General features: G+C 66.7%; 23 protein-coding genes and 1 pseudogene. 6 read left to right on the forward strand and 18 right to left on the reverse strand.

The features are described 5' to 3' along the window. Positions 1-16: 16 nt before the first annotated feature. From THSYN_RS26045 to hrcA, 8 genes are all read right to left on the reverse strand, one after another. Positions 17-271, reverse strand: coding sequence for a BrnA antitoxin family protein (locus THSYN_RS26045; RefSeq protein WP_216644632.1), 255 nt, complete (start codon positions 269-271; stop codon positions 17-19). Positions 272-446: 175 nt separating this feature from the next. Next, a complete protein-coding gene (locus tag THSYN_RS26050) occupies positions 447-776 on the reverse strand; it encodes a DUF5615 family PIN-like protein (RefSeq protein WP_157817939.1) in 330 nt (109 codons plus the stop codon). Between the two features lie 35 nt (positions 777-811). After that, on the reverse strand, positions 812-1,045 hold the full coding sequence (locus THSYN_RS26055; protein ID WP_100921694.1) for a DUF433 domain-containing protein: 234 nt from the start codon (positions 1,043-1,045) through the stop codon (positions 812-814). Positions 1,046-1,241: 196 nt separating this feature from the next. After that, complete coding sequence (locus THSYN_RS34345; protein WP_157817940.1) at positions 1,242-2,117, reverse strand: tetratricopeptide repeat protein; 876 nt, start codon at positions 2,115-2,117, stop codon at positions 1,242-1,244. Positions 2,118-2,535: 418 nt separating this feature from the next. After that, positions 2,536-3,666 (reverse strand): molecular chaperone DnaJ, encoded by a 1,131-nt coding sequence (dnaJ, locus tag THSYN_RS26060; RefSeq protein ID WP_100921695.1) that lies wholly within the window; start codon positions 3,664-3,666, stop codon positions 2,536-2,538. Positions 3,667-3,811: 145 nt separating this feature from the next. Continuing rightward, a complete protein-coding gene (gene dnaK / locus THSYN_RS26065) occupies positions 3,812-5,761 on the reverse strand; it encodes a molecular chaperone DnaK (protein ID WP_100921696.1) in 1,950 nt (649 codons plus the stop codon). A 147-nt stretch (positions 5,762-5,908) separates the two neighbouring features. Then, complete coding sequence (grpE, locus tag THSYN_RS26070) at positions 5,909-6,496, reverse strand: nucleotide exchange factor GrpE (protein WP_100921697.1); 588 nt, start codon at positions 6,494-6,496, stop codon at positions 5,909-5,911. An 81-nt stretch (positions 6,497-6,577) separates the two neighbouring features. Continuing rightward, a complete protein-coding gene (gene hrcA, locus THSYN_RS26075) occupies positions 6,578-7,630 on the reverse strand; it encodes a heat-inducible transcriptional repressor HrcA (RefSeq protein ID WP_236848701.1) in 1,053 nt (350 codons plus the stop codon). Positions 7,631-7,994: 364 nt separating this feature from the next. Between hrcA and THSYN_RS26080 the strand changes: the two genes are divergently transcribed. From THSYN_RS26080 to THSYN_RS26090, 3 genes are all read left to right on the forward strand, one after another. Then, positions 7,995-8,891 (forward strand): NAD(+) kinase, encoded by an 897-nt coding sequence (locus THSYN_RS26080; RefSeq protein ID WP_100921698.1) that lies wholly within the window; start codon positions 7,995-7,997, stop codon positions 8,889-8,891. Next, positions 8,885-10,570 carry a DNA repair protein RecN gene (gene recN, locus THSYN_RS26085; RefSeq protein WP_100921699.1) on the forward strand — a complete coding sequence of 562 codons (1,686 nt, stop codon included), beginning with the start codon at positions 8,885-8,887 and terminating at the stop codon, positions 10,568-10,570. Before THSYN_RS26080 ends, recN begins: the two co-directional genes overlap by 7 nt. A gap of 300 nt (positions 10,571-10,870) precedes the next feature. After that, positions 10,871-11,083, forward strand: coding sequence for a hypothetical protein (locus tag THSYN_RS26090; protein WP_100921700.1), 213 nt, complete (start codon positions 10,871-10,873; stop codon positions 11,081-11,083). On the opposite strand, the gene THSYN_RS26095 is transcribed toward THSYN_RS26090, so the two are convergent. After that, positions 11,080-11,565, reverse strand: coding sequence for an ATP-binding protein (locus THSYN_RS26095; RefSeq protein WP_100921701.1), 486 nt, complete (start codon positions 11,563-11,565; stop codon positions 11,080-11,082). The two genes, THSYN_RS26090 and THSYN_RS26095, sit on opposite strands and share 4 nt — an antisense overlap. Positions 11,566-12,030: 465 nt before the next feature. Here THSYN_RS26095 and THSYN_RS37450 point away from each other — a divergent pair. Next, positions 12,031-12,144 (forward strand): annotated as a pseudogene (locus THSYN_RS37450) (hypothetical protein); the annotation flags it as partial. 170 nt (positions 12,145-12,314) lie between these two features. After that, the gene (locus tag THSYN_RS26100; RefSeq protein ID WP_100921702.1) at positions 12,315-13,187 is read left to right on the forward strand and encodes a formylglycine-generating enzyme family protein; all 873 of its coding nucleotides are present in this window, start codon (positions 12,315-12,317) and stop codon (positions 13,185-13,187) included. A 211-nt stretch (positions 13,188-13,398) separates the two neighbouring features. Here the strand turns inward: THSYN_RS26100 and THSYN_RS26105 are convergent, their stop codons facing one another. From THSYN_RS26105 to fur, 4 genes are all read right to left on the reverse strand, one after another. Beyond that, on the reverse strand, positions 13,399-13,941 hold the full coding sequence (locus THSYN_RS26105) for an REP-associated tyrosine transposase (protein WP_100921703.1): 543 nt from the start codon (positions 13,939-13,941) through the stop codon (positions 13,399-13,401). Positions 13,942-14,284: 343 nt separating this feature from the next. Then, a complete protein-coding gene (locus THSYN_RS26110) occupies positions 14,285-15,511 on the reverse strand; it encodes a formylglycine-generating enzyme family protein (protein WP_100921704.1) in 1,227 nt (408 codons plus the stop codon). A gap of 18 nt (positions 15,512-15,529) precedes the next feature. Next, the gene (locus THSYN_RS34355; protein ID WP_157817941.1) at positions 15,530-15,688 is read right to left on the reverse strand and encodes a TIR domain-containing protein; all 159 of its coding nucleotides are present in this window, start codon (positions 15,686-15,688) and stop codon (positions 15,530-15,532) included. Positions 15,689-15,871: 183 nt separating this feature from the next. Next, the gene (gene fur, locus THSYN_RS26115; RefSeq protein WP_100921705.1) at positions 15,872-16,285 is read right to left on the reverse strand and encodes a ferric iron uptake transcriptional regulator; all 414 of its coding nucleotides are present in this window, start codon (positions 16,283-16,285) and stop codon (positions 15,872-15,874) included. 109 nt (positions 16,286-16,394) lie between these two features. On the opposite strand from fur, the gene THSYN_RS26120 reads away from it, so the two are divergent. Continuing rightward, the gene (locus THSYN_RS26120; protein ID WP_100922614.1) at positions 16,395-16,892 is read left to right on the forward strand and encodes an outer membrane protein assembly factor BamE; all 498 of its coding nucleotides are present in this window, start codon (positions 16,395-16,397) and stop codon (positions 16,890-16,892) included. A 202-nt stretch (positions 16,893-17,094) separates the two neighbouring features. Here THSYN_RS26120 and THSYN_RS26125 read toward each other — a convergent pair whose 3' ends face one another. The 5 genes from THSYN_RS26125 to rlmE all read right to left on the reverse strand — a co-directional run bounded on the left by THSYN_RS26125 (position 17,095) and on the right by rlmE (position 22,446). Beyond that, complete coding sequence (locus THSYN_RS26125) at positions 17,095-17,529, reverse strand: type II toxin-antitoxin system RatA family toxin (protein ID WP_100921706.1); 435 nt, start codon at positions 17,527-17,529, stop codon at positions 17,095-17,097. A 2-nt stretch (positions 17,530-17,531) separates the two neighbouring features. After that, positions 17,532-18,878: a phosphoglucosamine mutase gene (gene glmM, locus THSYN_RS26130; protein WP_100921707.1), complete on the reverse strand. Its 1,347-nt coding sequence runs from the start codon at positions 18,876-18,878 to the stop codon at positions 17,532-17,534. Positions 18,879-18,915: 37 nt separating this feature from the next. Further along, entirely contained in the window at positions 18,916-19,782 is an 867-nt protein-coding gene (folP, locus tag THSYN_RS26135; RefSeq protein ID WP_100921708.1) for a dihydropteroate synthase, read from the reverse strand. Between the two features lie 20 nt (positions 19,783-19,802). After that, the gene (ftsH, locus tag THSYN_RS26140; protein ID WP_100921709.1) at positions 19,803-21,725 is read right to left on the reverse strand and encodes an ATP-dependent zinc metalloprotease FtsH; all 1,923 of its coding nucleotides are present in this window, start codon (positions 21,723-21,725) and stop codon (positions 19,803-19,805) included. A gap of 97 nt (positions 21,726-21,822) precedes the next feature. Then, positions 21,823-22,446: a 23S rRNA (uridine(2552)-2'-O)-methyltransferase RlmE gene (gene rlmE, locus THSYN_RS26145; protein WP_100921710.1), complete on the reverse strand. Its 624-nt coding sequence runs from the start codon at positions 22,444-22,446 to the stop codon at positions 21,823-21,825. Between the last annotated feature and the right edge of the window lies 1 nt (position 22,447).

Raw genomic sequence — 22,447 nt, forward strand, 5'->3', positions numbered from 1 at the left:
ACCGGCATCGCCCGGACTAAGTCGACGCGTCCCTGAAAGCGCGCAGAACGGCATTGATACGCGTCTGATAGCCTGGCCCCTGCCCCTTGAACCATTCGATGACGTCCTGGTCGATCCGCAGAGAAATAAGCGACTTGGACGGTACGGGCTGAAGGCCGCGACGCACCACGCCACGCACGACATGCGCGATTTCGGCCTCGGGATGCTCCGACGTCGGAACACCCGGCGCGCCCGAGTCCATCAGCTTAGGCCAGTCAGTTTCTGATTTCATTTGCGTAGATCTGCGCTTCGCGCTTGGTTGCCTTGCGGAAGCCAACATGTCCCGAAGAGCGGGGGTCTCAGGCGCCCTGCCCCGCGAGCGCCGACGGATATCACAATGGTCGAGGGCTACTCGAACCCCATGGCCATAACCTACTTCGCTCACTGGCCCCGCGAGCAACATTGTCTCAGGCCAGCGGAGGCCGGAAGCGTGCCTGGCGTTGATCGAGTATCGCCAAGTGGCCTGGTAGCGAGGCAACCAACGAGTCCAGCGCCAGAAACTGACCAAGCAACGCGACAATTTGTTGGGCGGTCCAGTCGTCCGGGATGCGCATAACGAGCAAACCGGGGGCTATCTGAGGCGGATAGCGCCGCACGTCGGCGAAATCGAGGTCTCGCGTAACCAACACGGCGCTGTCCGCCCGGGCACGGCTGGCAATCTTCCCGTCCGGCGCGTCGCCGAAGCCGATATCGTTCACATGCTCCGCCTGATGACCATGCTGGACGAACAGGGCCAAGGCCGATCGCGGCATGTTGGCATCAAGCAGAAATCTCATGCCGCCCCGCGCAGCAGATGGAACGATTCGTCGTTAACCAACGCGCCGGCAAAGGCGAGCGCTGCCCGAATGTCGTCTTGGGTCAAATCATACTCGCGCTGGACCTCCTCAAAGCCCATGCCACCAGCAAGGCTCCCGACCACGATGGATACCGGAACCCGTGTGCCCTTGACGACGGGTTTACCGTGGCAGATGGCGGGGTCGATCATGATTCGATCGTGATTTGTCATGACGTTGGCCTCAGGCCGCGACGATGGTTGGTTCAGTTGAGATCACCGCAATCGGCTGCCTGCATCAGGCATTCCCGCTTGGGGTCATGAGTGCTGGATTGCAAGACCTGAGCCTAGTCAGTCCCCAGGCTGGCTAGTCCGGGGAAAACTCTCCGGACGGGGCGAATGCCCCGTCCGGCCTTTGAGCAACGCCAAGTTACCGCCTTGGCGGAAGCATTTGAGGAAACGGCCACCGATGTTTATGCATATATTGAAGCAACGTAGGAGCAAGTGTTTCTTTTGACGATCCGTCCAAAAATCCCGCAGGGAAAGAAAGGCCCGGGTTTCGCTCAAGGAACATTATGTACTGCGTAAGTATCTCGCGAAGTAATCCCCGATGCTTCGATGGCAGTTGATGAACGTCCAGTGCGGTAAGCGGACCATTCGTCAATCTTGCAAAAATGTAGTCCTCAGCAGATAGATCCAGAGGTTCTTCGCTCTTTTCACCGACGAAACAGTACTGACTGAAATGGTAAAGCAGTCCTCCAACATCTGCGCCCAGAGGATTGACCTCGGGTTGTGGGGCGCTTCGCTTGACAGACGTAGCGTTCTTAGCTGTCAGTTTTGGAGTTGCGCGACCAGCGGCTTTTTCTTTCTGTTTTTCTAATCTTTGCTCAATCTTGTGCTGGCGTTCTTTATATAACGAGATTTCGTCATTTACTTCCCTCCGCAGGTTATTTCGTATAGTCTTGGATATTCTCGCAGGCTTATTTCCGCTCTGCATTAAGCGCTGTTTCTTATAAAGCTGTTCTCTAGCATCACAGGTGAAGTCGAGATTGTCATGCAGTTGTTGCAGCCAATCAAGCGCGTCGAGGTATTTTCCGGAAAGATGCAAATACCTCGCCAAACGGAAGTAGGCGCTTATTGGCCACTCAGTGCTTACTGTCGCCATAAGGGAGTAGGCGCGCTTTAGACTCTGAATAGCAGAATCATAATCCTTATCTCCTGCTTGAGCAGTTGCTAGTTTCAGTAGGTCAGATATCTCTTTTTCTTCCCGTGTGTTATCGCGGGCAACAATGCTAATATTCACCATTTGACCTCATCATGGCATGGAATAGGTCAGTGTCGAGTCGCCTAACCGCTGTATCAACCCGCAGCGCGACGGCCACCGGGCCGCAAGAGCGGCCCACACATGGGTGACACCGCGGAGCGGTGTCACCAGAGCCCCCCCGTGCGCCGTCATCGCGGTTACACTCGCGACGCTGGAGCGTCGGAATCGCGAACCACGCGAGAACCGGTGGCGGGTCCAATCGTTTATCACGCCTTTTCAGAGCTGAACCTTCTTATTCCAACAACCCAGGGCGCTGCCCTGGGCTGGTTGTCACGCCCCTGCGGGGCTCAAATCAAAGCAGATGACATCATGCCAGTCATCATGAAGTAGATGACCTCTTGCCAGCCACCAGGTTGAAATAAACCAATCGTTTTTTTCGCCCAGCGGGCGAAAAAAACGATCAGAAGCCCATCTTCTCGAAGAAGCTCTTGACCCCATCCACCCAGGTCGAGGCCTGCGGACTGTGCCGCGAACCGCCCTCCTGCATGTGCCCGTCGAACTCCCGCAACAGTTCCTTCTGCCGTTCAGTCAGATTGATCGGGGTCTCGACGAGGACCCGGCAGATCAGGTCGCCGCTCACACTCTCGCGTACCGGCTTCACGCCTTTGCCGCGGATGCGGAACATCTTGGCCGTTTGGGTCCCGGCGGGGATCCGCAGACTGACCTTGCCGTCCAGGGTCGGTACCTCCATGTCGCCGCCCAAGGCAGCCACGACGAACCCGATGGGGACCTCGCAATAGAGGTGTGCACCCTCTCGGGTAAAGATGGGGTGTTCCTGGACCTGGACCTGGACATAGAGGTCCCCGGGGGTGCCGCCATGCTCGCCGCGCTCGCCCTCCCCGGCCAACCGGATGCGATCCCCGGTGTCGACCCCGGGCGGCACCTTGACCGACAGGGTCTTTTCCTCTTGCAGGCGGCCTCGCCCGCGGCAGTGGGGACAGGACTCCTCGATGATATGGCCCTTGCCGCGACACTGGGGGCAGGTCTGCTGGATCGAGAAGAAGCCTTGCTGCATCCGCACCTGTCCAGTGCCGCTGCAGGTGGGACAGGTCTTGGGCTTGGTCCCGGGCTTAGCGCCGGAGCCGCCGCAGAACTGGCACTCCACCAGGGTGGGGATGCGGATCTTGACATCCTTGCCGGCAACCGCCTCCTCCAGCGTCAGGCTCAGGTCATAGCGCAGGTCCGAGCCGCGCCCGCGGCCGCGCCCGCCCCGCCCGCCGAAGATGTCGCCGAAGACGTCGCCGAAGATGTCCTGGAAGGACCCGCCGCCGAAGTCGCCGGGACCGCCGAAACCGCCGGCCCCGGCCTCCACGCCCGCGTGGCCGAACTGATCATAGGCGGAGCGTTTCTTGGCGTCCGAGAGAACGTCATAGGCCAGTTTGATCTCCTTGAACTTGGCCTCGGCACCGGTGTCGCCGGTGTTGCGATCCGGATGGTGCTTCATGGCAAGCCGCCGGAAGGCCTTCTTGACGTCGGCCTCGCTGGCGTTGCGCGCAACCTCCAGGATCTCGTAATAGTCGCGTTTGGGCATGGTTTCAGCTATCAGGTATCAGCGCTCAGCGATCCGCCGTCAGCCCTCAGCAGCGAACCGAAAAGCGCGCGCCGGGGGTAGCGGCATGTCTGACCCCCGGTCGCACTGACGGCTGAGCGCTGACGCCTGACGGCTGACGGCTCGACTACTTCTTATCGTCCTTGACTTCCTCGAACTCGGCATCGACCACGTCGTCCTTGGCGCCACCGCCACCGGAGGCGTGACCGGCCCCGGCGTCGCCGCCGCCCGCCCCGCCCTGACCCTCGCCCGGCGCCGCGCCCTGGGCATAGAGCCGCTCGGCCATCTTGGCGGAGGCGTCACCCAGCTTCTTGGTCAGTGACTCGATGCGGTCCTTGTCCTCGCCCTTGATGGCCTCTTCCAACTCGTGCAGGGCCGACTCGATGCCGGACTTCTCCCCCGCCTCCATCTTGTCGCCGAGCTGCTCCATGGACTTGCGGCAGGAGTGGATCATGCTGTCGGCGTGGTTGCGGGCCGAGACCAGCAGGTGGAAGCGCTTGTCGTCCTCGGCATGGGCCTCCGCGTCCTTGACCATCTTGGCGACCTCCGCGTCCGACAGACCCGAGGACGCCTTGACGATGATGGACTGCTGCTTGCCGGTCGCCTTGTCCTTGGCGGAGACATTGAGGATGCCATTGGCGTCGATGTCGAACTTGACCTCGATCTGGGGCACCCCGCGCGGGGCCAGCGGGATGTCGCTGAGATCGAAGCGACCCAGGGACTTGTTGTCGACCGCCCGCTCACGCTCGCCCTGCAGGACGTGCACCGTGACCGCGGTCTGGTGGTCGTCGGCGGTGGAGAAGACCTGCTGCGCCGAGGTCGGGATCGTGGTGTTCTTCTCGATCAGCTTGGTCATGACCCCACCCAGGGTCTCGATCCCGAGCGACAGCGGGGTGACGTCGAGCAGCAGCACGTCCTTGACCTGGCCGCCCAGCACGCCGCCCTGGATGGCGGCGCCGATGGCGACGGCCTCGTCCGGGTTCACGTCCCGGCGCGGGGTCTTGCCGAAGAACTCCTCGACCTTGGCCTGGACCTTGGGCATACGGGTCTGACCGCCGACCAGGATGACCTCGTCCACCTGCCCGGCGGTCAGGTTCGCGTCCTTCAAGGCGATGCGGCAGGGCTCGATGGTGCGGTCCACCAGTTCCTCGACCAGGGACTCCAGCTTGGCGCGGGTGAGCTTGACGTTCAGGTGCTTGGGGCCGGTCTGGTCGGCGGTGATATAGGGCAGATTGATGTCGGTCTGCTGGCTGGTCGACAGCTCGATCTTGGCCTTCTCCGCCGCCTCCTTGAGGCGCTGCAGGGCGAGCGGGTCGTTGCGCAGGTCCACGCCCTGGGACTTTTTGAACTCCGCCACCAGGAAGTCGATGATGCGCATATCGAAGTCCTCGCCGCCGAGGAAGGTATCCCCGTTGGTGGACAGGACCTCGAACTGGTGCTCGCCCTCGATCTCCGCGATCTCGATGATCGAGATGTCGAAGGTGCCGCCGCCCAGGTCATAGACGGCGATCTTCTGGTCCCCGCGCTTCTTGTCCATGCCGTAGGCGAGGGCCGCGGCGGTGGGCTCGTTGATGATGCGCTTGACATCAAGGCCGGCGATGCGCCCGGCGTCCTTGGTCGCCTGCCGCTGGGAGTCGTTGAAGTAGGCCGGCACCGTGATCACCGCCTCGGTGACCGGGTGCCCCAGGTAGTCCTCGGCGGTCTTCTTCATCTTTTGGAGGACCTTGGCCGAGATCTCCGGCGGGGCCATCTTCTTGCCGTTGACCTCCACCCAGGCGTCCCCGTTGTCCGCCTTGACGATCTTATAGGGCACCATCGCCTTGTCCTTGGCCACCACCTGGTCCTCGAAGCGCCGGCCGATCAAGCGCTTGATGGCGTAGAGGGTATTGTGCGGGTTGGTCACTGCCTGACGCTTGGCGGACTGGCCTACCACCACGTCATTGTCGCCGGTATAGGCGACGATGGACGGCGTGGTGCGGTCACCCTCGGCGTTCTCGATGACCTTGACGCTGTCACCCTCCATGACCGCCACGCAGGAGTTGGTGGTGCCCAGGTCGATACCGATGATCTTTCCCATCTTGTGTCTCCGAATTCTCTTGGTCTCGCGGATGTCGGTGGCGCGCCGGCCCCGAATTGCCCCCTCAGTTGGGGGGAAAGCGGCGGCGGTTCAAGCCGGTTGGTGGTGGCACTTTCATGGTGGCGACGCGCGTTGCGCCGCGGCGCCTCAGGCGGCGCGCGACACCATGACCAGCGCCGGGCGCACCAGCCGGCCGTTGAGGGTGTAGCCTTTCTGCAACACCGCCGTCACTGTATTGGGGGCCAGGTCAGCCCGCGGCTGCACGGACATGGCCTGGTGGAACTCCGGGTTGAAGGCCGCGCCCTGCGGGTCGACCGGCGCCACGCCGAAACGGGCCATCACGTCGTCCAGGAGTTTGAGGGTCAGGTCGTTGCCCTCGCGCAGTTTGGCGATGTCGGCGCCCTCCTCCAGGGCCGCGGCGTGACCCAGCTCCAGGCTGTCGTGGACCTGGAGCAACTCGCGCACGAAGCCGTCCAGGGCGTACTTGTGGGCCTTCTCCAACTCGGTGGCCTGGCGGCGGCGCAGGTTCTCGGTCTCCGCCCGCGCCCGCAGCAGTTGGTCCCAGTAGTCGTCGGCCTTGGCGCGCGCAGCGGCCAGCTCAGCGCTGACCTCGGCGAGCGTGGCGCTGTGCTGTTCGAGCGCCTCGGGCTCGGTGCCCGACGCCGCCTCCGACTCCGGGTCGGACGGGTCCGGGCGCGCGCCCGGGGTGTGGTGATCCATGGTTTCAGTCGTCATATTGACCTCCGTTACGGTCTGCGATCCGGGCGGTGCACCTGGTGAGGGCGCCCGCGGCCGGACCGCGTCTTAAAGCGAGCACTACTGGCGCAGGGCCGCGGCGAGCAGCCGTGCGGTGACGTCCACGATCGGGATCACCCGCTGGTAGTCCATCCGGGTCGGACCGATGACACCGAGCACCCCCACGACCTGGTCGTCGACCCGATAGGCCGTGGTGACCAGGCTGCAATCATCGAGCAGGTCATAGCCCGACTCGTCGCCGATGAAGATCTGCACCCCGCTCGCCTCGATGCAGCGGTCCAGGATGTGCAGGATCTCGCGTTTCTGATTGAAGGCGTCGAACAACTGCTTGAGCCGCTCCATACTGGACAGCTCCCCGAACTCCATCAGGTTAGTCTGACCGGCAATGAAGCAGTCGTCGGTGCGCTCGGCCGCTTCCACCACCTCCTGGGCCAGGGTCACGGCGCGCATCATGAGCGCGTCCATGTTCTGGTGGGTATCCTTCAGGTCCTCCAGGATGCGCTTGCGCACGTCCTTGATATCCTGACCGATAAAGACCCGATTCAGATAATTCGAGGCCTCTTCCAACTGGGCGGGGGTGAAGTTGCGCGCGGTGGTGATGATCCGGTTGTGGACCTCACCCTCGCTGGTGATCAGGATCGCCAGCACGCGCGCCCCGGTCAGGGGCAGGAGCTCGATCTGGCGAAAGGCGTGGCGCTCATGGCGCGGCAGCATCACCACACCCGCCAGTTGGGTGACCCCGGACAGCAGGCGCGAGGTGGACTCCACCAGTGACTTGGCGTCGGTCGCGCCGCCGAAGCGCGCCCGCAGCGTCTCGATCTCCGCCGCCGTCGGCGGATGCACCGTCAGCAGGGAGTCCACGAACACCCGGTAGCCGGCCACGGTCGGCACCCGGCCGGCGGAGGTGTGGGGGGAGACGACCAGCCCCAGATCCTCCAGGTCCGCCATCACATTGCGGATCGTGGCCGGACTCAGATCCAGGCCCGTCTCCTTCGACAGGGTCCGGGAGCCGACCGGTTGGCCGTCCTTTATATAGCGCTCCACCAGCACCTTGAGGAAGTGCATGGCGCGCTCGCTGACCTGGGTCTCGACCTGTTTCGCCTGGGATGCCAAGGGGTGCCTGCCGTATGCTCGGGGGTGACGACGACGCCTGCGTCTGATCGGGTGCCGGCCCGCCGGTGGGGGACCGCTGTTAGCACTCACCCATGGAGAGTGCTAAGCCCTCAATCTAGGGGCTTGGCGACAGACTGTCAAGGCATAAGCGGCACGCCAACCAGGTCGGGCCCCCGGCGCACCGGCCATCCAGCCAAGGGTCCCGGCGCACGCCAAGGCCCGACTCACCCGGCTGGGCATCCGCCCGGGTCGGCGCCCGGCGCTCCCGGCTATTGGCGCGCCTGCCGGCCCATGCTACCGTTCGGGCTCACCCGCCCCCGCAACCAACAGCGCCCGAACCCTCCAGCACGGACTCCCCAATCCCATGCCGCAATTTCGTACCGTCGGCATCATCGGCAGGCAGAGCGGCACACCCGAGGTCGAGTCGATCCTGCGGCGGCTGATCAAGCATCTGCGCCGCCGCTCCTGCCAGGTCCTCATGGACGGCGAGAGCGCCCGCGAACTCGGCCTCAAGGCCGCGGACGGCCTGCCGGTGGCCGTGCTGGGGGCGCGCTGTGACCTGGTGGTGGTGGTCGGGGGCGACGGCACCCTGCTGCACGCTGGCCGCGCCCTGGCCGGGAGCCGGGTGCCGCTCCTGGGCATCAACGTCGGGCGGCTCGGCTTCCTGGTCGATGTCTCCCCGAGCGAGATGGAGTCGGTCCTGGACGCCATCCTGGAGGGCGAATACGAGACCGACCGCCGCGCCCTGCTCACCGCCGCGGTCCTGGGCGATCCGACCGAGGGGCGCGCCTATGCGGCCCTGAACGACGTGGTGATCCACAAGTGGAACACGGCCCGTATGATCCAGTTCGACACCTTCATCGACGGGGTCTTCGTCAGCGCGCAGCGCTCGGACGGGCTGATCGTCGCCACCCCGACCGGCTCCACCGCCTATGCCCTGTCCGGCGGGGGCCCTCTGGTGGCCCCGGCCCTGGACGCCATCCTGCTGGTCCCCATCTGCCCCCATGACCTCAGCAACCGCCCCCTGGTGGTACCGGGCGGCAGTTGCATCGAGGTCCGCGTCTGCGGTCATGACCTGGGCCAGGCACGGATGACCTGCGACGGTCAGACCGAGGTCCCGCTCCCCTCGGAGGCCCTGGTTCGCATCTGCCGCCACCCGGACCGCGCCTGCCTGATCCACCCCAAGGGTCACGATCACTACCAGATCCTGCGCGCCAAGCTCGGCTGGGGCACCCACACCCAGGTGACCTCGCCGTGCTGACCCATATCCTCATTCAAGACCTGGCGATCGTCAGCCGCCTGGAACTCGATTTCGCACGCGGCTTGAGCGCCCTGACCGGCGAGACCGGGGCCGGCAAGTCCATCCTGGTCGATGCCTTGGGGCTCGCCCTGGGAGACAAGACCGACGCCGACACCATCCGCGTCGGCCGGGAGCGCGCCGAGGTGGTCGCGAGTTTCGACCTGACCCAGTGCCCCGGCGCCCGCGCCTGGCTGGCCGCGCAGGCCCTGGACGACGACGGCGAGTGCATCGTGCGCCGTCTCATCGTGCGCGCCGGCCGCTCCCGCGCCTTCATCAACGGCCGCCCCGCCAGCGGCAGCCAACTCAAGGATTTGGGCGACCTGCTGGTCGACATCCACGGCCAGCACGCCCACCAGTCACTACTGCGCCCCAATGACCAGCGCGACCTGCTGGACGCCTATGGCGGTCACGGCGCCCTGGCCGCCGCGGTGGCGGGCGCCTGGCGCGAGTTCCGGACCCTGGACCGGCGGCTCAGCGAGCTTGAGAACGCCGGCACCGAGCGCGCCGAGCGCCGGGACCTGCTGCGCTTCCAGGTCGAGGAATTGGCCGCGCTGGCCCTCACCCCCGAGGAACTGCCCACCCTGGACCAGGAGCAGCGGCGCCTGAGCAATCTGGGCCGCCTGCAGGAGACGGCCGGGCGCGTGCTGGTGCTGCTCGCCGAGTCCGAACCCGCCATCGAGGACCAGTTGCGCACCGCCGGGGCCGAGCTTGCCGACCTGGAGTCAGTCGACCCCGGCCTGGCGCCGACCCGCGAGTTGCTGGAGACCGCCGCCATCCACGCCCACGAGGCCGCCTCCGGGCTGCGCCACTATCTGGACGGCTTGGATCTGGACCCGGCCGCGCTGGCGACGGTGGAGAATCGGCTTGCCCAAATCCACGACCTGGCGCGCAAATACCGCTGCTTTGCCGCCCAGTTGCCGGACCTGCTTCAGACCCGCCGGGCCGAGCTCCAGTCGCTCGACGACGCCGACCTGGGCCTGGAGGCGCTGCGCGAACACCGCGACACCGCCTGGGCCGGATTCAGCGCCCAGGCGCTCGGGCTCACCACCGCCCGCACCGCCGCCGCCACCCGCCTGGGCGCGACCGTCACGGCGGCCATGCAAGACCTCGGCATGGCCGGCGGGCGCTTCGCCGTGCAATTGGAATCCCTGGGGCTGACCGCCGCCGGGGCCGGCGGATGCGAGCGCGTCGCCTTCCTGGTCAGCGCCAACCCCGGGCAGCCCCTGCAATCCCTGGCGCGGGTCGCCTCCGGGGGCGAACTCTCGCGCATCAGTCTCGGTATCCAGGTCGCCACCGCCGAGGTCGGGGCCGTCCCCACCCTGGTCTTCGATGAGGTCGACGTCGGCATCGGCGGCGGCGTGGCCGAGATCGTCGGGCGCCTGTTGCGCCGCCTGGGCGAGGCGCGCCAGGTCCTGTGCGTCACCCACCTGCCCCAGGTCGCCGCCCAGGCCCATCACCAGTTGCGGGTCCGCAAGGAGACCCTGGACGGCGAGACCCACACCCGCATCGACCCGCTGGACGGCGACACCCGGCGCGAAGAGATCGCCCGCATGTTGGGCGGCACCGAGATCACGCGGCGCACGCGCGAACACGCGAGCGAAATGCTCGCCCGCGCCGACGCCGCGGGCCGGGGGCAGTGACACGATCGGGCTTTACACACAAGCCGGGGGGGAGAAGAATAGCGGGGCCGCGTTCGCGGACCATCCAGTCCCGCGGGACACTGCCATTAAGTTAAGCGTCGGCGCCCCCGGCTTCTCGTTCCCACGCTCCCGCGTGGGAATGCCGTGCGGGCGCTCCGCGTCCGGTCTTGGCACTGGACGCGGAGCGCCCGCACTCGCTCCCACCCAGGAGCGTGGGAGCCAGCACGGCTCAACTTAATGGCACTGAGGCCCGCGGGATCCAATCGACAACCAAACGTTTAACCTTGCGGGGAGTACGAAATGACAGGCATCTTGTTGACGATCGGGTGGCTGGCGGGTGCCGCCGGGGTCCTGCTCACCCTCGTGGCCGGGGCGGCCCGGATCAGCGGCCTCTACTGGCTCGGCAGCTTCTCCAGCGGCACCGTCCTGCTGGGCGGCATGGGAATCATGCTGATCGGCTGCCTGGGCTTCCTCGCAGCACTCAGCACGCGCCGCGGCGGCGCCGACCGCTAGGCATTGAGGTCCGGCGGCCCCTGCCACAGGTCCCACACCGGGATCGCCCAGAGTCGCTCGCCGAAGCAGAGCGCACGCTCGCCGGTGTAGAGCAGGACCCCGGCGTGGAAACGCTCCGGCGCATCCGCGGCCAGCGACTCAAGCCCGGCGAAGTCCTTGGCGCCCAAGGTCGCCGCCGCCTTGACCTCGACCCCCACCAAGCGCCCGGCGGGGCCCTCCAGCACGCAGTCGACCTCCCGTCCGCTGGTGGTGCGATAGTGCCAGAGGCCCACCCGGGTCTGCGACCAACCGGCCTGCTTGCGCAGTTCCCCCACCACAAAGCCCTCCAGCAGGTGGTCGAAGGCGGTCGACTCCCGCCCCGCGGGCAGCGCCCGGTAACCGGTCAGATGGGCCGCCAGGCCGGAGTCGATCAGGTGGATCTTCGGCGCCTTGATCAGCCGCTTGCCCAGATTCTCCGACCAGGCCGGCAGGGGGCATGACATAGCCGGCACCGAGCGGCGCGGTCACCGCCCGGGCCAGGGTGCTCTTGCCGGTCTGACGCGCGCCATTGAGCAGCACCACCGGGGTATCGGCCAGTGCGGCACGCAGTTCGGACTCGATATTGCGCCGGATCATCGCTGTATATTCGCCACCTGGTGGTGGATATTCCACCACCAAGGCGACTCTGCACACGCCTGGATGCCGCGCTAATGCTCACTTCTACAAGAACTTGGGCAATGCCTCGCCACGCAAGTCGGCCCGGATGCCGCGTTGGCGGCGTCACGCTTGTGTCAGGCACTGCGCGCTGGGGGATCCAGGGTCCACCGTGCGGGCCTCGACTTCACGCCGTGGCGCAAGCCGTGGCCTCCAGGGGCCGCATCCGGGAACACGCGCTAAACTGAGCAACTTGGCCGCAAACTCGGGCGCTCGCGAGCCGCCGCGGACCGAACAGGAATCAGGGGACCGACTTGGCAACGATCTTCATCTGCTACCGCCGCGACGACAGCGGCCCGGCCGCCGGGCGCATCTACGACCGGCTGGAGGCCCACTTCGGCCGCGGCCAAGTCTTCATGGACGTCGATGACATCCCGCTGGGGGTCGACTGGCTGGACTGGCTCGACCAACAGGTCCGCGGCTCCGACCTGGAGTCCAAGGCTTCAGCCTTGGCCCCCGCCGCCGAGGCTGAAGCCTTGGACTCCAGGGGCCACGCAGGGTCCGCTGCGCGGACCACCGATCCCGTGTGTCAGCCGCCATGCCCGGGCCCAAGATCAAGCCCCCCGCCGCGCCCGATCCCAAGACCCAAGCCCTGCTCGCCGAACTCGCCGCCCCCGCCACCAAGCCCGAACGCCGCCTTGAGATCGGCGACCGGTTGGCCGAACTGGGAGACCCGCGCCCGGGCGTCGGACTGGGCGCCGACGGGCGGCCCGCAATCGATTGGGTCGCGATCCCGGCGGGGGATTTTCTCTACGGCGACAGGAAGGAACGCCGACCGACCGAGGCGTTCCGGATCAGCCGCTTTCCCATCACCAACGCCCAATACCAGGCCTTCATCGCCGCCGGCGGCTATCGGGAAAAGCGCTGGTGGGAAGGGCTCGAGAAGCGGATCGAGTCGCCGGCCGATTCCAAGTGGAAGCAGCCCAACCGCCCGCGGGAAAGCGTCTCCTGGTACGAGGCGATGGCCTACTGCGCCTGGTTGAGTGACACCCTCAAGCTCGAGGTCCGCCTGCCTACCGAGTGGGAATGGGAACGGGTGGCGCGAGGCACCGACGGGCGCGAGTACCCCTGGGGCGACGGCTATCGGGCCGGGTATGCGAACATTGATGAGAAGTACGCCAATGCCGGCCCGAGCTATCTCGAGCAGACCACCGCGGTCGGCCTGTACCCGCACGGCGCCTCGCCGGAAGGCGTGCTGGACCTGTCCGGGAACGTCTGGGAGTGGTGCCTCAACGAGTACAAGGACCCCAGCCGCATCCAGCCCGGCGGCACCGGGTCGCGGGTGGTGCGCGGCGGCTCTTGGGGCCTCTTCCAGCACGTCGCGCGCGCGGCCTACCGCTACGGCTACGGTCCGCACGACCGCTACGACTACGTTGGGCTGCGTGTCTTGTGCGTCTCCCCCATTCACTGACCACTGGATCACTGAACACTGATCACTGATCCTCTGTTCACTGAACCGCGCGCAGCGCGTACCCCGTAGCCTGGATGGAGCGCAGCGCAATCCAGGTCCCGCTCGCCGCCCGCCGGACCATCGTGTGTCTGCGAGGACGCACCCGGATTTCGCTGCGCTCCATCCGGGCTACCGACTGCCAGCCGCGGGGAATCCGGATGCGGCACCGGCTTCATGGATCATCCGGCTCTCCGAATGCCTGGTCTTTGAATTCGCCCGGATCCGCAGCCCACTCCTCGTTCGCCCAGCCCAAACGGACATAGCGATGAAACGATGAATAGGGCCAATCCGCAACCCGGGTCACCCAACCGTGCTTGACCGGGTTGTAATGAACGTAATTGACATGCGTCTCCAGGTCCGCCTCATCGCGGATGGTGTGCTCCCAAAACCGACGGCGCCAAAAGCGATATTCACCGCGCCGGTCCTTCTGGAGCGGGACGCCGGACTTGACCAGCGCCCTTGAGAATCCGCCTTTGATCGCCTTCCATCGCCCCGAATAGTCCGCATCGTTCTCGGGCAGCGTCAGCACGATGTGCAGATGCTCCGGCAACACCACCGCAGCCAGGATATCGAACGGGTGCGCCGCACGGACCTCGCGAAAGGACGTGCGCAGAAGGTCGATGTGTTCGGTCAGCCGCCGCGAACGGCGATCACGCAGCGTCACGGTAAAAAAGTAGGTACCACCCGGGACCAGGTTCCGCCGGAATCGAACCATGTGTCATCCCCCTCCAGTCGATCGCCGCGCTGCCGGCGCGGCCCCACGATACGGTGGCCAGCGTAGCCCGGATGGAGCGCAGCGAAATCCGGGGTGGCCTCGCAGACATACGATAACCCAGTCGGCAGCGGGCGGGGACCTGGATTCCGCTGCGCTCCATCCAGGCTACGGCCTGCGCGCTGCCGGCGCGGCCCTACGATGCGGTGGCCAGCGTAGCCCGGATGGAGCGCAGCGAAATCCGGGGCGGCCTCGCAGACATACGATAACCCAGCAGGCAGCGGGCCGGGACCTGGATTCCGCTGCGCTCCATCCAGGCTACGGCCTGCGCGCTGCCGGCGCGGCCCTACGATGCGGTGGCCAGCGTAGCCCGGATGGAGCGCAGCGAAATCCGGGGCGGCCTAGCAGGCATACGATAACCCAGCCGGCAGCGGGCGGGGACCTGGATTCCGCTGCGCTCCATCCAGGCTACGGCCTGTGGATAGGTGCCGACGGCGGTGGTCTGCTGGAGATAGCTCGGGCCAGCCTCTTGGTTGGTCTCGTTGATATTCGCATACCCGGCCCGATAGCCGTCGCCCCAGGGGTACTCGCGCCCATCGGTCCCGCGCGCCGCCCGCTCCCATTCCCATTCAGTCGGCAGGCGCACATCGAGCTGGAGGGTGTCGCTCAACCAGGCGCAGTAGGCCATCGCCTCGCACCAGTAGACGCGTTCCCGCGGGCGGTTGGGCTGCTCCCAGTTGGGTTCGATCGGCGACTCGATCCGCCGCTCCAACCCTTCCCACCAGCGATTCTCGGTATAGCCGCCAGCGGCGATGAAGGCCTGGTATTGGACGTTGGTGATGGGGACGCGGCCGATCCGGAAGGCGTCGTTGTCGCGGCGCTCCTTTTTCGCGCCGTAGAGGAAGGAGCCCGCCGGGATCTCGACCCAACCGATCGCGGGCCGTCCGTCGGAGTCCAGTCCGACGCCGGGGCGAGGGTCCCCCAACTCGGCCAGTTGGTCGCCGATCTCAAGACGACGCTCGGTCTTGGTGGCAGGGTCGGCAAGTTCGGCGAGCAGGGGTTCGGTCTTGGGAGCGGGCGCGGGGGGCTTGATCGTGCGGCCGGGCAGCGCGGCTGACGCGGGGTCGCTGGTCCGCACAGCGGACCCTACGGGGCCCCTGGAGTCCAAGGCTTCAGCCTTGGCGGTGGGGGCCGAGGTTGACGCCTTGGACTCCAGGTCATTGCTGGGCGCCGCGCCGGTCCGCGCAGCGGACCCAACGGCGGGCGGTGCCGCTGGGTGCGGGTGCTCGGCCAGACGCTCGATACCGCGGATCAGGCGGTCCATGTGGCCGCGAAAATGCGCCCCGGCGGCGTGCACCGTGGTGCCCTGGCGATCGGCGAGCGCCTTGATGCTGTCGGGCAGGTCCCGCTCCAGGGGCATCGCTACGCCCTCCAGGAGGACCGGGACCAGGGGGATGCCGCGCGCGAGTGCGATCTCGATCTCGGTGCGGACATAGTCGCGCGGGGCGTCCAGGCGGCGGCCCGAGCCCGCGTCGGCGGCCCGCAGCCAGTCCCGGCCGATCACGGCCAGCACCACGTCTGAGCCGCGGACCTATTGGTCGAGCCAGTCCCGCCAATTGACCCCCAGCGGGATGTCGTCCACGTCGATGAAGACCCGGCCGCGGCCGAAGTGGGCCTCGAGCCGGTCGTAGATGCGCCCGGCGGCCGGCCCGCTGTCGTCGCGGCGGTAGCAGATGAAGATCGTTGCCAAGTCTGTCCCCCGAATCCCGTTGCGACCCTGGTGCCCCGCGAATCGCCACCGGCTTGCGTGCAACTGCGCAGGTCTATTCTGTGTTCCCGGACCCTGCGCGCCTGGCGTCCATGGCCTCAGCCATGGCTGCTGCCCGCCAAGGCTGAAGCCTTGGACTCCAGCCGCGGTCCGGGGGCGCCGGGCTCACTGCGCGGCGCACTGCGCGCAAACGCCATAGATAACCAGCGAGTGGTTCTCGATGCGGAAGCCGTGAGCGGCGGCGATGGCGCCCTGGCGCTCTTCGATCAGGGGGTCGGCGAATTCCACCACACGGCTGCAGCGGATGCAGACCAGGTGGTCGTGGTGGTCGCCGCTGTTGAGCTCGAAGACCGACTGGCCGGTCGCGAAGTGGCGCCGACAGACGAGTCCGGCCTCCTCGAACTGGGTCAGGACCCGGTAGACCGTGGCCAGGCCGACGTCGTCGCCGTTGTTTAGCAAGGCTTTATAAACGTCCTCGGCGCTGAGATGGCGGCGGCCGCTGCGCTCCAGGATGCTTAGGATCTTCTCGCGCGGACGGGTGACCTTGAGCCCCGCCCCCTTGATCTGCTGGTTGTCCATCCTCGCCCTCCCGGGGGGGTTGCGTAGGCCGCCGGACCTGGTTCGATGATCGCGGGCCGGGGCTGCTGTATGATGCCGGGGTTTACCCGCTTTGCCCTATCATAACAAGATGCGAAAGCTCCTCACCCGTCCGACCGCCTGTCTGCTCGGCCTCGCCGCCCTGGTCTTGAGCGCCTGCGCGGGGGCGCCCAAGGTGGACGACTCTCAGAGGTCCATGCTCGATCGCCTGCCCTTCGTCTACAAGATGACGGTGCAGCAGGGCAACATCGTCACCGCGGAGCAGGTGGATCAACTGCAACCGGGCATGAACAAGCGCCAGGTGCGCTATCTGCTCGGTACCCCGCTCTTGGCGGACTTCTTCAACAGCGACCGCTGGGACTATGTCTACACCATGCGGCACGGCCATAAGGCCCTGGAGCGGCGCCGCGTCACCGTGCTCTTCAAGGACGATGCCCTGGTCGGCGTCGAGGGCGACCTGCGCCCGAACCCCAAGCCGGCTGGGACCGACAAGGCCAAGGAGACCATGGTCTCGGTGCCCGATTACAAGGGCAACGAGGGGTTGATCAGCCGTACACTGCAGGCGATCGGCGTCAAGAAGGCAAACTGAAGCTGTCGCGGTCGCCAAACGCCCATGGAAAAAGGGGTGCCAACCGGTTGTAATTAGACAGGATCAACAGGATTTTTCAGGATTGACAGGATAATAGCTTGACAATCCAGCCCGCCCCCAATCCTGTTAATCGTGCGAAATCCTGTTAATCCTGTCCATTTGCCCGCGGCAAGCGCAACCGGCGGATTTCACTCGGCTGCGTTCAGGCCCCGTAAACGTCATCGGCGCGCTTGCAGAAGGCGTCCACCAGTGAGTTGGCGATCTGGTTGAAGACCGCCCCGAAGGCCTTGTCGATCAGGCGGCCGGAAAACTCGAACTCCAGATCCAGTTCGACCTTGCAGGCGTCCGCGCGCAACGGGGTAAAGCGCCAGCCGCCATGGAGTTTGCGGAAGGGGCCGTCCAGGAGCGCGATGTCCATGCGTCGATCGCGCTCGAAGCGGTTGCAGGTGCTGAAGGTCTGGTGAATGCCCAGGCGCGAGACCTCGATCCGCCCGCAGATCTGCTCCGCGGTTTCGGAGATCACGCGGGTGCTCTGGCACCAGGGCAGGAACTGCGGGTAGGCACCCACGTCATAGACCAGATCGAACATGCGCTTGGCCGAGTGGGCGACCAGGGCGCTCTTCTTGACGAGGGCCACGGTCAGGCCGCCCCAGCGGCGATCTGGTCCCGCACCACCGCGGCCAGCCGGTCGGCCAGGGCCTGGACCTGGGCGCCCTCGGCCCCTTCCACCATCACCCGCACCAGCGGCTCGGTGCCGGATGGCCGCAGCAGCACCCGCCCGCGCCCGGCCAGTTCCTGTTCTGCCATGAAGACCGCGTCGACGACGGCCGGCAGGCTGACGATCTCCCGGCGCTCGGGCAGCCGGATGTTAATCAGGACCTGAGGGTAGTGCTCCACCTCGGCACAGAGGTCGTCCAGGCTCAGTTCCAGACGCCTCAGGGCCGCCAGGACCTGGAGCGCCGCGACGATGCCGTCGCCGGTGCTGGTGCGGTCACGGCAGATGATGTGACCGGAGGGCTCGCCGCCCAGGATGGCGTCGGTGCGCTTCAAGTGCTCCATGATGTAGCGGTCGCCCACCTGGGTGCGGGCGAAACCGATCCCGAGCCGGTGCAGCGCGTGCTCGAACCCGAGATTGCTCATCAGGGTGCCCACCACGTCCCCGCGCAGGGTGCCGGCCGTCTGGCGCGAACGCGCGATGATGTAGAGCAGGTCATCGCCGTCCACCATCGCGCCCCGGGAGTTGACCATCAGGACCCGATCGCCGTCGCCGTCGAAGGCGATCCCCAGATCGGCGCCCGCCTCCACCACCGCCTTGCACAGGGCGCCCGGGCTGGTCGAGCCGACGTTGCGGTTGATGTTGAGCCCGTCGGGCTCGGTACCCATGGGCAGGACCTCGGCCCCCAACTCCTCGAAGACATAGGGGGCGGTGTTGTAGGTCGCCCCGTGGGCGCAGTCCACCACCAGCTTGAGCCCGCGGAAGTTCATCGCCGCGGGGATGGTGGACTTGCAGAACTCGATATAGCGCCCGCCGGCATCCTCGACCCGCCGCGCCTTGCCCAGGGCCGCGGCGTCCACGGTATGCAAGGGCCGCTCGAGCTCCGCCTCAATGGCCAGTTCCACCTCGTCCGGCAGTTTGTCCCCGTCGGCGGAGAAGAACTTGATGCCGTTGTCCTGGTAAGGGTTGTGGGAGGCGGTGATGACGATACCGGCCGCGGCGCGGAAGGTGCGCGTGAGATAGGCGACGCCCGGGGTGGACATCGGCCCCAGCAGGCGGATATTGACGCCGGCGGCGGCCAGGCCGGCCTCCAGGGCCGACTCGAACATGTAGCCGGAGATCCGGGTGTCCTTGCCGATCAGGATGGTGCTGCCGGGGCCGTGACCCAGGACCCGGCCCGCCGCCCAGCCCAGCTTGAGCACGAAATCGGGGCTGATGTTGGGCTCACCGACCCGCCCGCGGATCCCGTCCGTACCAAAATACTTGCGCATCGCAACTCCACCTCAATTCATGGACTGAGAAATCCTGTTAATCCTGTCCATTTGTCCGCTGCCAGGCAAGGCTTGCAGCCGCACGCACGGCCTCCCAAACCAATAGGGCGTCCCGCGTCTCGGCCACGTCATGGACCCGCAGGATGAGCGCGCCGCGCTGCACCGCCAGGAGCGCGGCGGCCAGGCTGGCCGCCAGGCGTTCCCCGGGGGCACGACCGGTCAGGGCGCCGACCATGGACTTGCGCGAGAGGCCCACCAGGACCGGCACCCCAAGGTCGGTGAGGACCTCCAGGTGGGCGAGCAGGGCGAGATTGTGCGCCAGCGTCTTGCCGAAGCCAAAGCCCGGATCGATGAGCAGGCGCTCGCGGGGGATGCCGGCGCGGATGCAGGCGTCCACCCGCGCGGCCAGAAAGGCCCGCACCTCGGCGACCACGTCCCCGTAGCCGGGCGCGACCTGCATGGTGCCGGGCTCCCCCAGCAGGTGCATCAGACACACCGGCACCCCGAGCCGGGCGGCGCTCTCCAGCGCCCCCGGCGCCCGCAGGGCGCAGACGTCGTTGATCAGCCCGGCGCCGGCCGCCACCGCCGCGCGCATGACCTCGGGTTTGGAGGTATCCACCGAGATCGGCACCGCGAGTGACCCGGCCAGGGCCGCCACCACCGGGATCACCCGCGCCAGTTCTTCCGTGAGGGGCACCGGCTGGGCCCCGGGACGGGTGGACTCACCGCCGATATCGATCAGGTCGGCCCCCGCCGCCACCATGGCCTGGGCCCGCTCCAGGGCCGCCGGGCGGGACTGGAAGCGACCCCCATCCGAAAACGAATCGGGGGTGACATTGAGGATGCCCATCACCCGCGGCCGGGTGAGATCGAGCCGGCGACCGCCGCAATCCAGTGATGACATCGGCACCGATCCCGACGGGCTCAGTGCTCGCCGGCGGGGCGGCCCAGGTGGCCGTCATCCCGCGGCAGGTCCGCACCCCGGTCGTCCGCGGCCCGGGGCGTCCGCCCGGGGCGGGTCGGCTCCTCGTCGTTCCAGTCCTTGGGCGGGCGCGGCGGGCGCCCGGACATGATGTCGTCGATCTGGTCCGCGTCGATGGTCTCGTACTTGATCAGGGCGGCGGCCATGGCGTGGAGCTTCTCGGTGTTGTCGGTCAGCAGTTGCCGCGCGCGCGCATAGTTGCGCTCGATGAAGCGTCGGACCTCCTCGTCGATCAGGTGGTTGGTCTCGTCGGAGACGCTCTTGTGCTGGGCCACCGAATGGCCGAGAAAGACCTCCTGCTCCTCCTCGCTATAGGTCAGGGGCCCGAGCCGGTCCGACAGGCCCCACTTGGTCACCATGCTGCGGGCGATGTCGGTGGCGCGGTGGATGTCGTTCTGGGCGCCGGTGGTGACGCTCTCGGCCCCGAAGATCAGTTCCTCGGCCACGCGCCCGCCGAACAGGCTGGAGATACTCGACTCCAGGCGCTGCTTGCTATAGCTGAAGCGGTCGTCCTCCGGCAGGAAGAGCGTCACGCCCAGGGCGCGCCCGCGCGGGATGATGCTGACCTTGTGCACCGGGTCGTGCTCCGGCACCAGCCGGCCAACGATGGCGTGGCCGGACTCGTGATAGGCCGTCAGGCGCTTCTCCTCATCGGACATGACCATGGAGCGGCGCTCCGCACCCATCATGATCTTGTCCTTGGCCTTCTCCATGTCCTCCATGTCCACCAGCTTCTTGTTGGCACGCGCGGCGAAAAGCGCCGCCTCGTTGATCAGGTTGGCCAGATCCGCACCCGAGAAGCCGGGGGTCCCGCGCGCCAGCACGGACGCCTTCACATCCTCCGCGGCCGGGATCTTGCGCATGTGGACTTTCAGGATCTGCTCGCGCCCGCGCACGTCCGGCAGCGGCACCACCACCTGCCGGTCGAAGCGCCCGGGGCGCAGGAGCGCCGGGTCCAGCACGTCGGGGCGGTTGGTGGCGGCGATGACGATCACGCCCTCGTTGCCCTCGAAGCCGTCCATCTCCACCAGCAACTGGTTGAGCGTCTGCTCGCGCTCGTCGTGACCGCCGCCTAAGCCCGCGCCGCGATGACGGCCCACCGCGTCGATCTCGTCGATGAAGATGATGCAGGGGGCGTGCTTCTTGGCCTGCTCGAACATGTCGCGCACCCGGGAAGCCCCCACGCCGACGAACATCTCCACGAAGTCCGAGCCGGAGATGGTGAAGAAGGGCACCTTGGCCTCCCCCGCGATGGCCCGGGCGAGCAGGGTCTTGCCGGTCCCGGGGGGGCCGACCATCAGCACGCCCTTGGGGATCTTGCCGCCGAGCTTCTGGAACTTGGCCGGGTCGCGCAGGAAGTCGACCATCTCCGAGACCTCGTCCTTGGCCTCCTCGGCGCCCGCCACGTCCTGGAAGGTAACCTTGACCTGATCCTCGGAGAGCATCCGCGCCCGGCTCTTGCCGAAGGACATAGCCCCCCGCCCGCCGCCCCCGCCCTGCATCTGGCGCATGAAGAGCACCCAGAGCCCGACCAGGATCAGCAATGGGAACCAGTTGATCAGCATCGACATCAGGACCGACGGCTTATCCAGCGGGGCGGCCTTGATGATGACGTTGTTGTTCAGCAGATCGCCCACCAGGCCGTCGTCACCCGGGCTGTAGGTGGAGAAGCGGCTCCCCGAGTCGGTGAGTCCCGCGATGGTGCGCCCCTGGATGGTGACCTCCTTCACGGTCCCCTGCTTGACCTGTTCGATGAAGGCGGAATAGGTCAGGCTGCGCGGCGCGGAGCGCGTGGTGGTGAAATTGTTGAAGACGGACATCAGCACGATGGCGATGACCACCCATAGAATCAGATTCTTCGCCATATCGCTCACGGCATCTGGCCTCTGGTGATGGGGTACTCAGGGGAGGGCACCCGGCTCTATCCGGGCAAAGTAACACCCTTATGGCGCCGAAAAAAGGTCATTTCGGACGGAAGCCCTTGGCTACCAGGTAGAGTTCCCGGCTCGCGGGCCGCGAGGCCTGGGGCTTGCGGTTGGCCACCACGGCAAAATCGGCGCGCAACCCGCGCAACATCTGGTCGAAGCCCTCGCCCTGGAAGGTCTTGACGACCAGGGCGCCGCCGGGTTTCAGCGTCTCACGCGCAAGCTCCAAGGCCAACTCCACCAGATAGGCGGTACGCGGCTGATCGACCGCCGCCGTTCCCGATATATTGGGGGACATATCGGATAGAACCAGATCCACCGGCGCATCGCCGAGTTGCTCGCGCAGTTGGGCCAGGACTTCCGGCTCACGAAAGTCCCCGGTCAGGGACTGCACGCCCGGCAAGGGGTCCATCGCGAGCAAATCCACGGCGAAGACCTGACCGCGCCCGCCGACCAGGCGCGCGGCGATCTGAGACCAACTGCCGGGGGCGGCGCCCAAATCGACCACCCGCATCCCGGGGCTCAGGAGGCGGTCCTTGTCCTGTAGCTCCAGGAGTTTGTAGGCGGCCCGCGAGCGGTAGCCCTCCTGTTGAGCGCGCTTCACATAGGGGTCGCTGAACTGGCGGTCGAGCCAGCGCCGGCTGGATTTGGTGCGAGCCATG

Source organism: Candidatus Thiodictyon syntrophicum, from assembly GCF_002813775.1.
Taxonomy (GTDB): domain Bacteria; phylum Pseudomonadota; class Gammaproteobacteria; order Chromatiales; family Chromatiaceae; genus Thiodictyon; species Thiodictyon syntrophicum.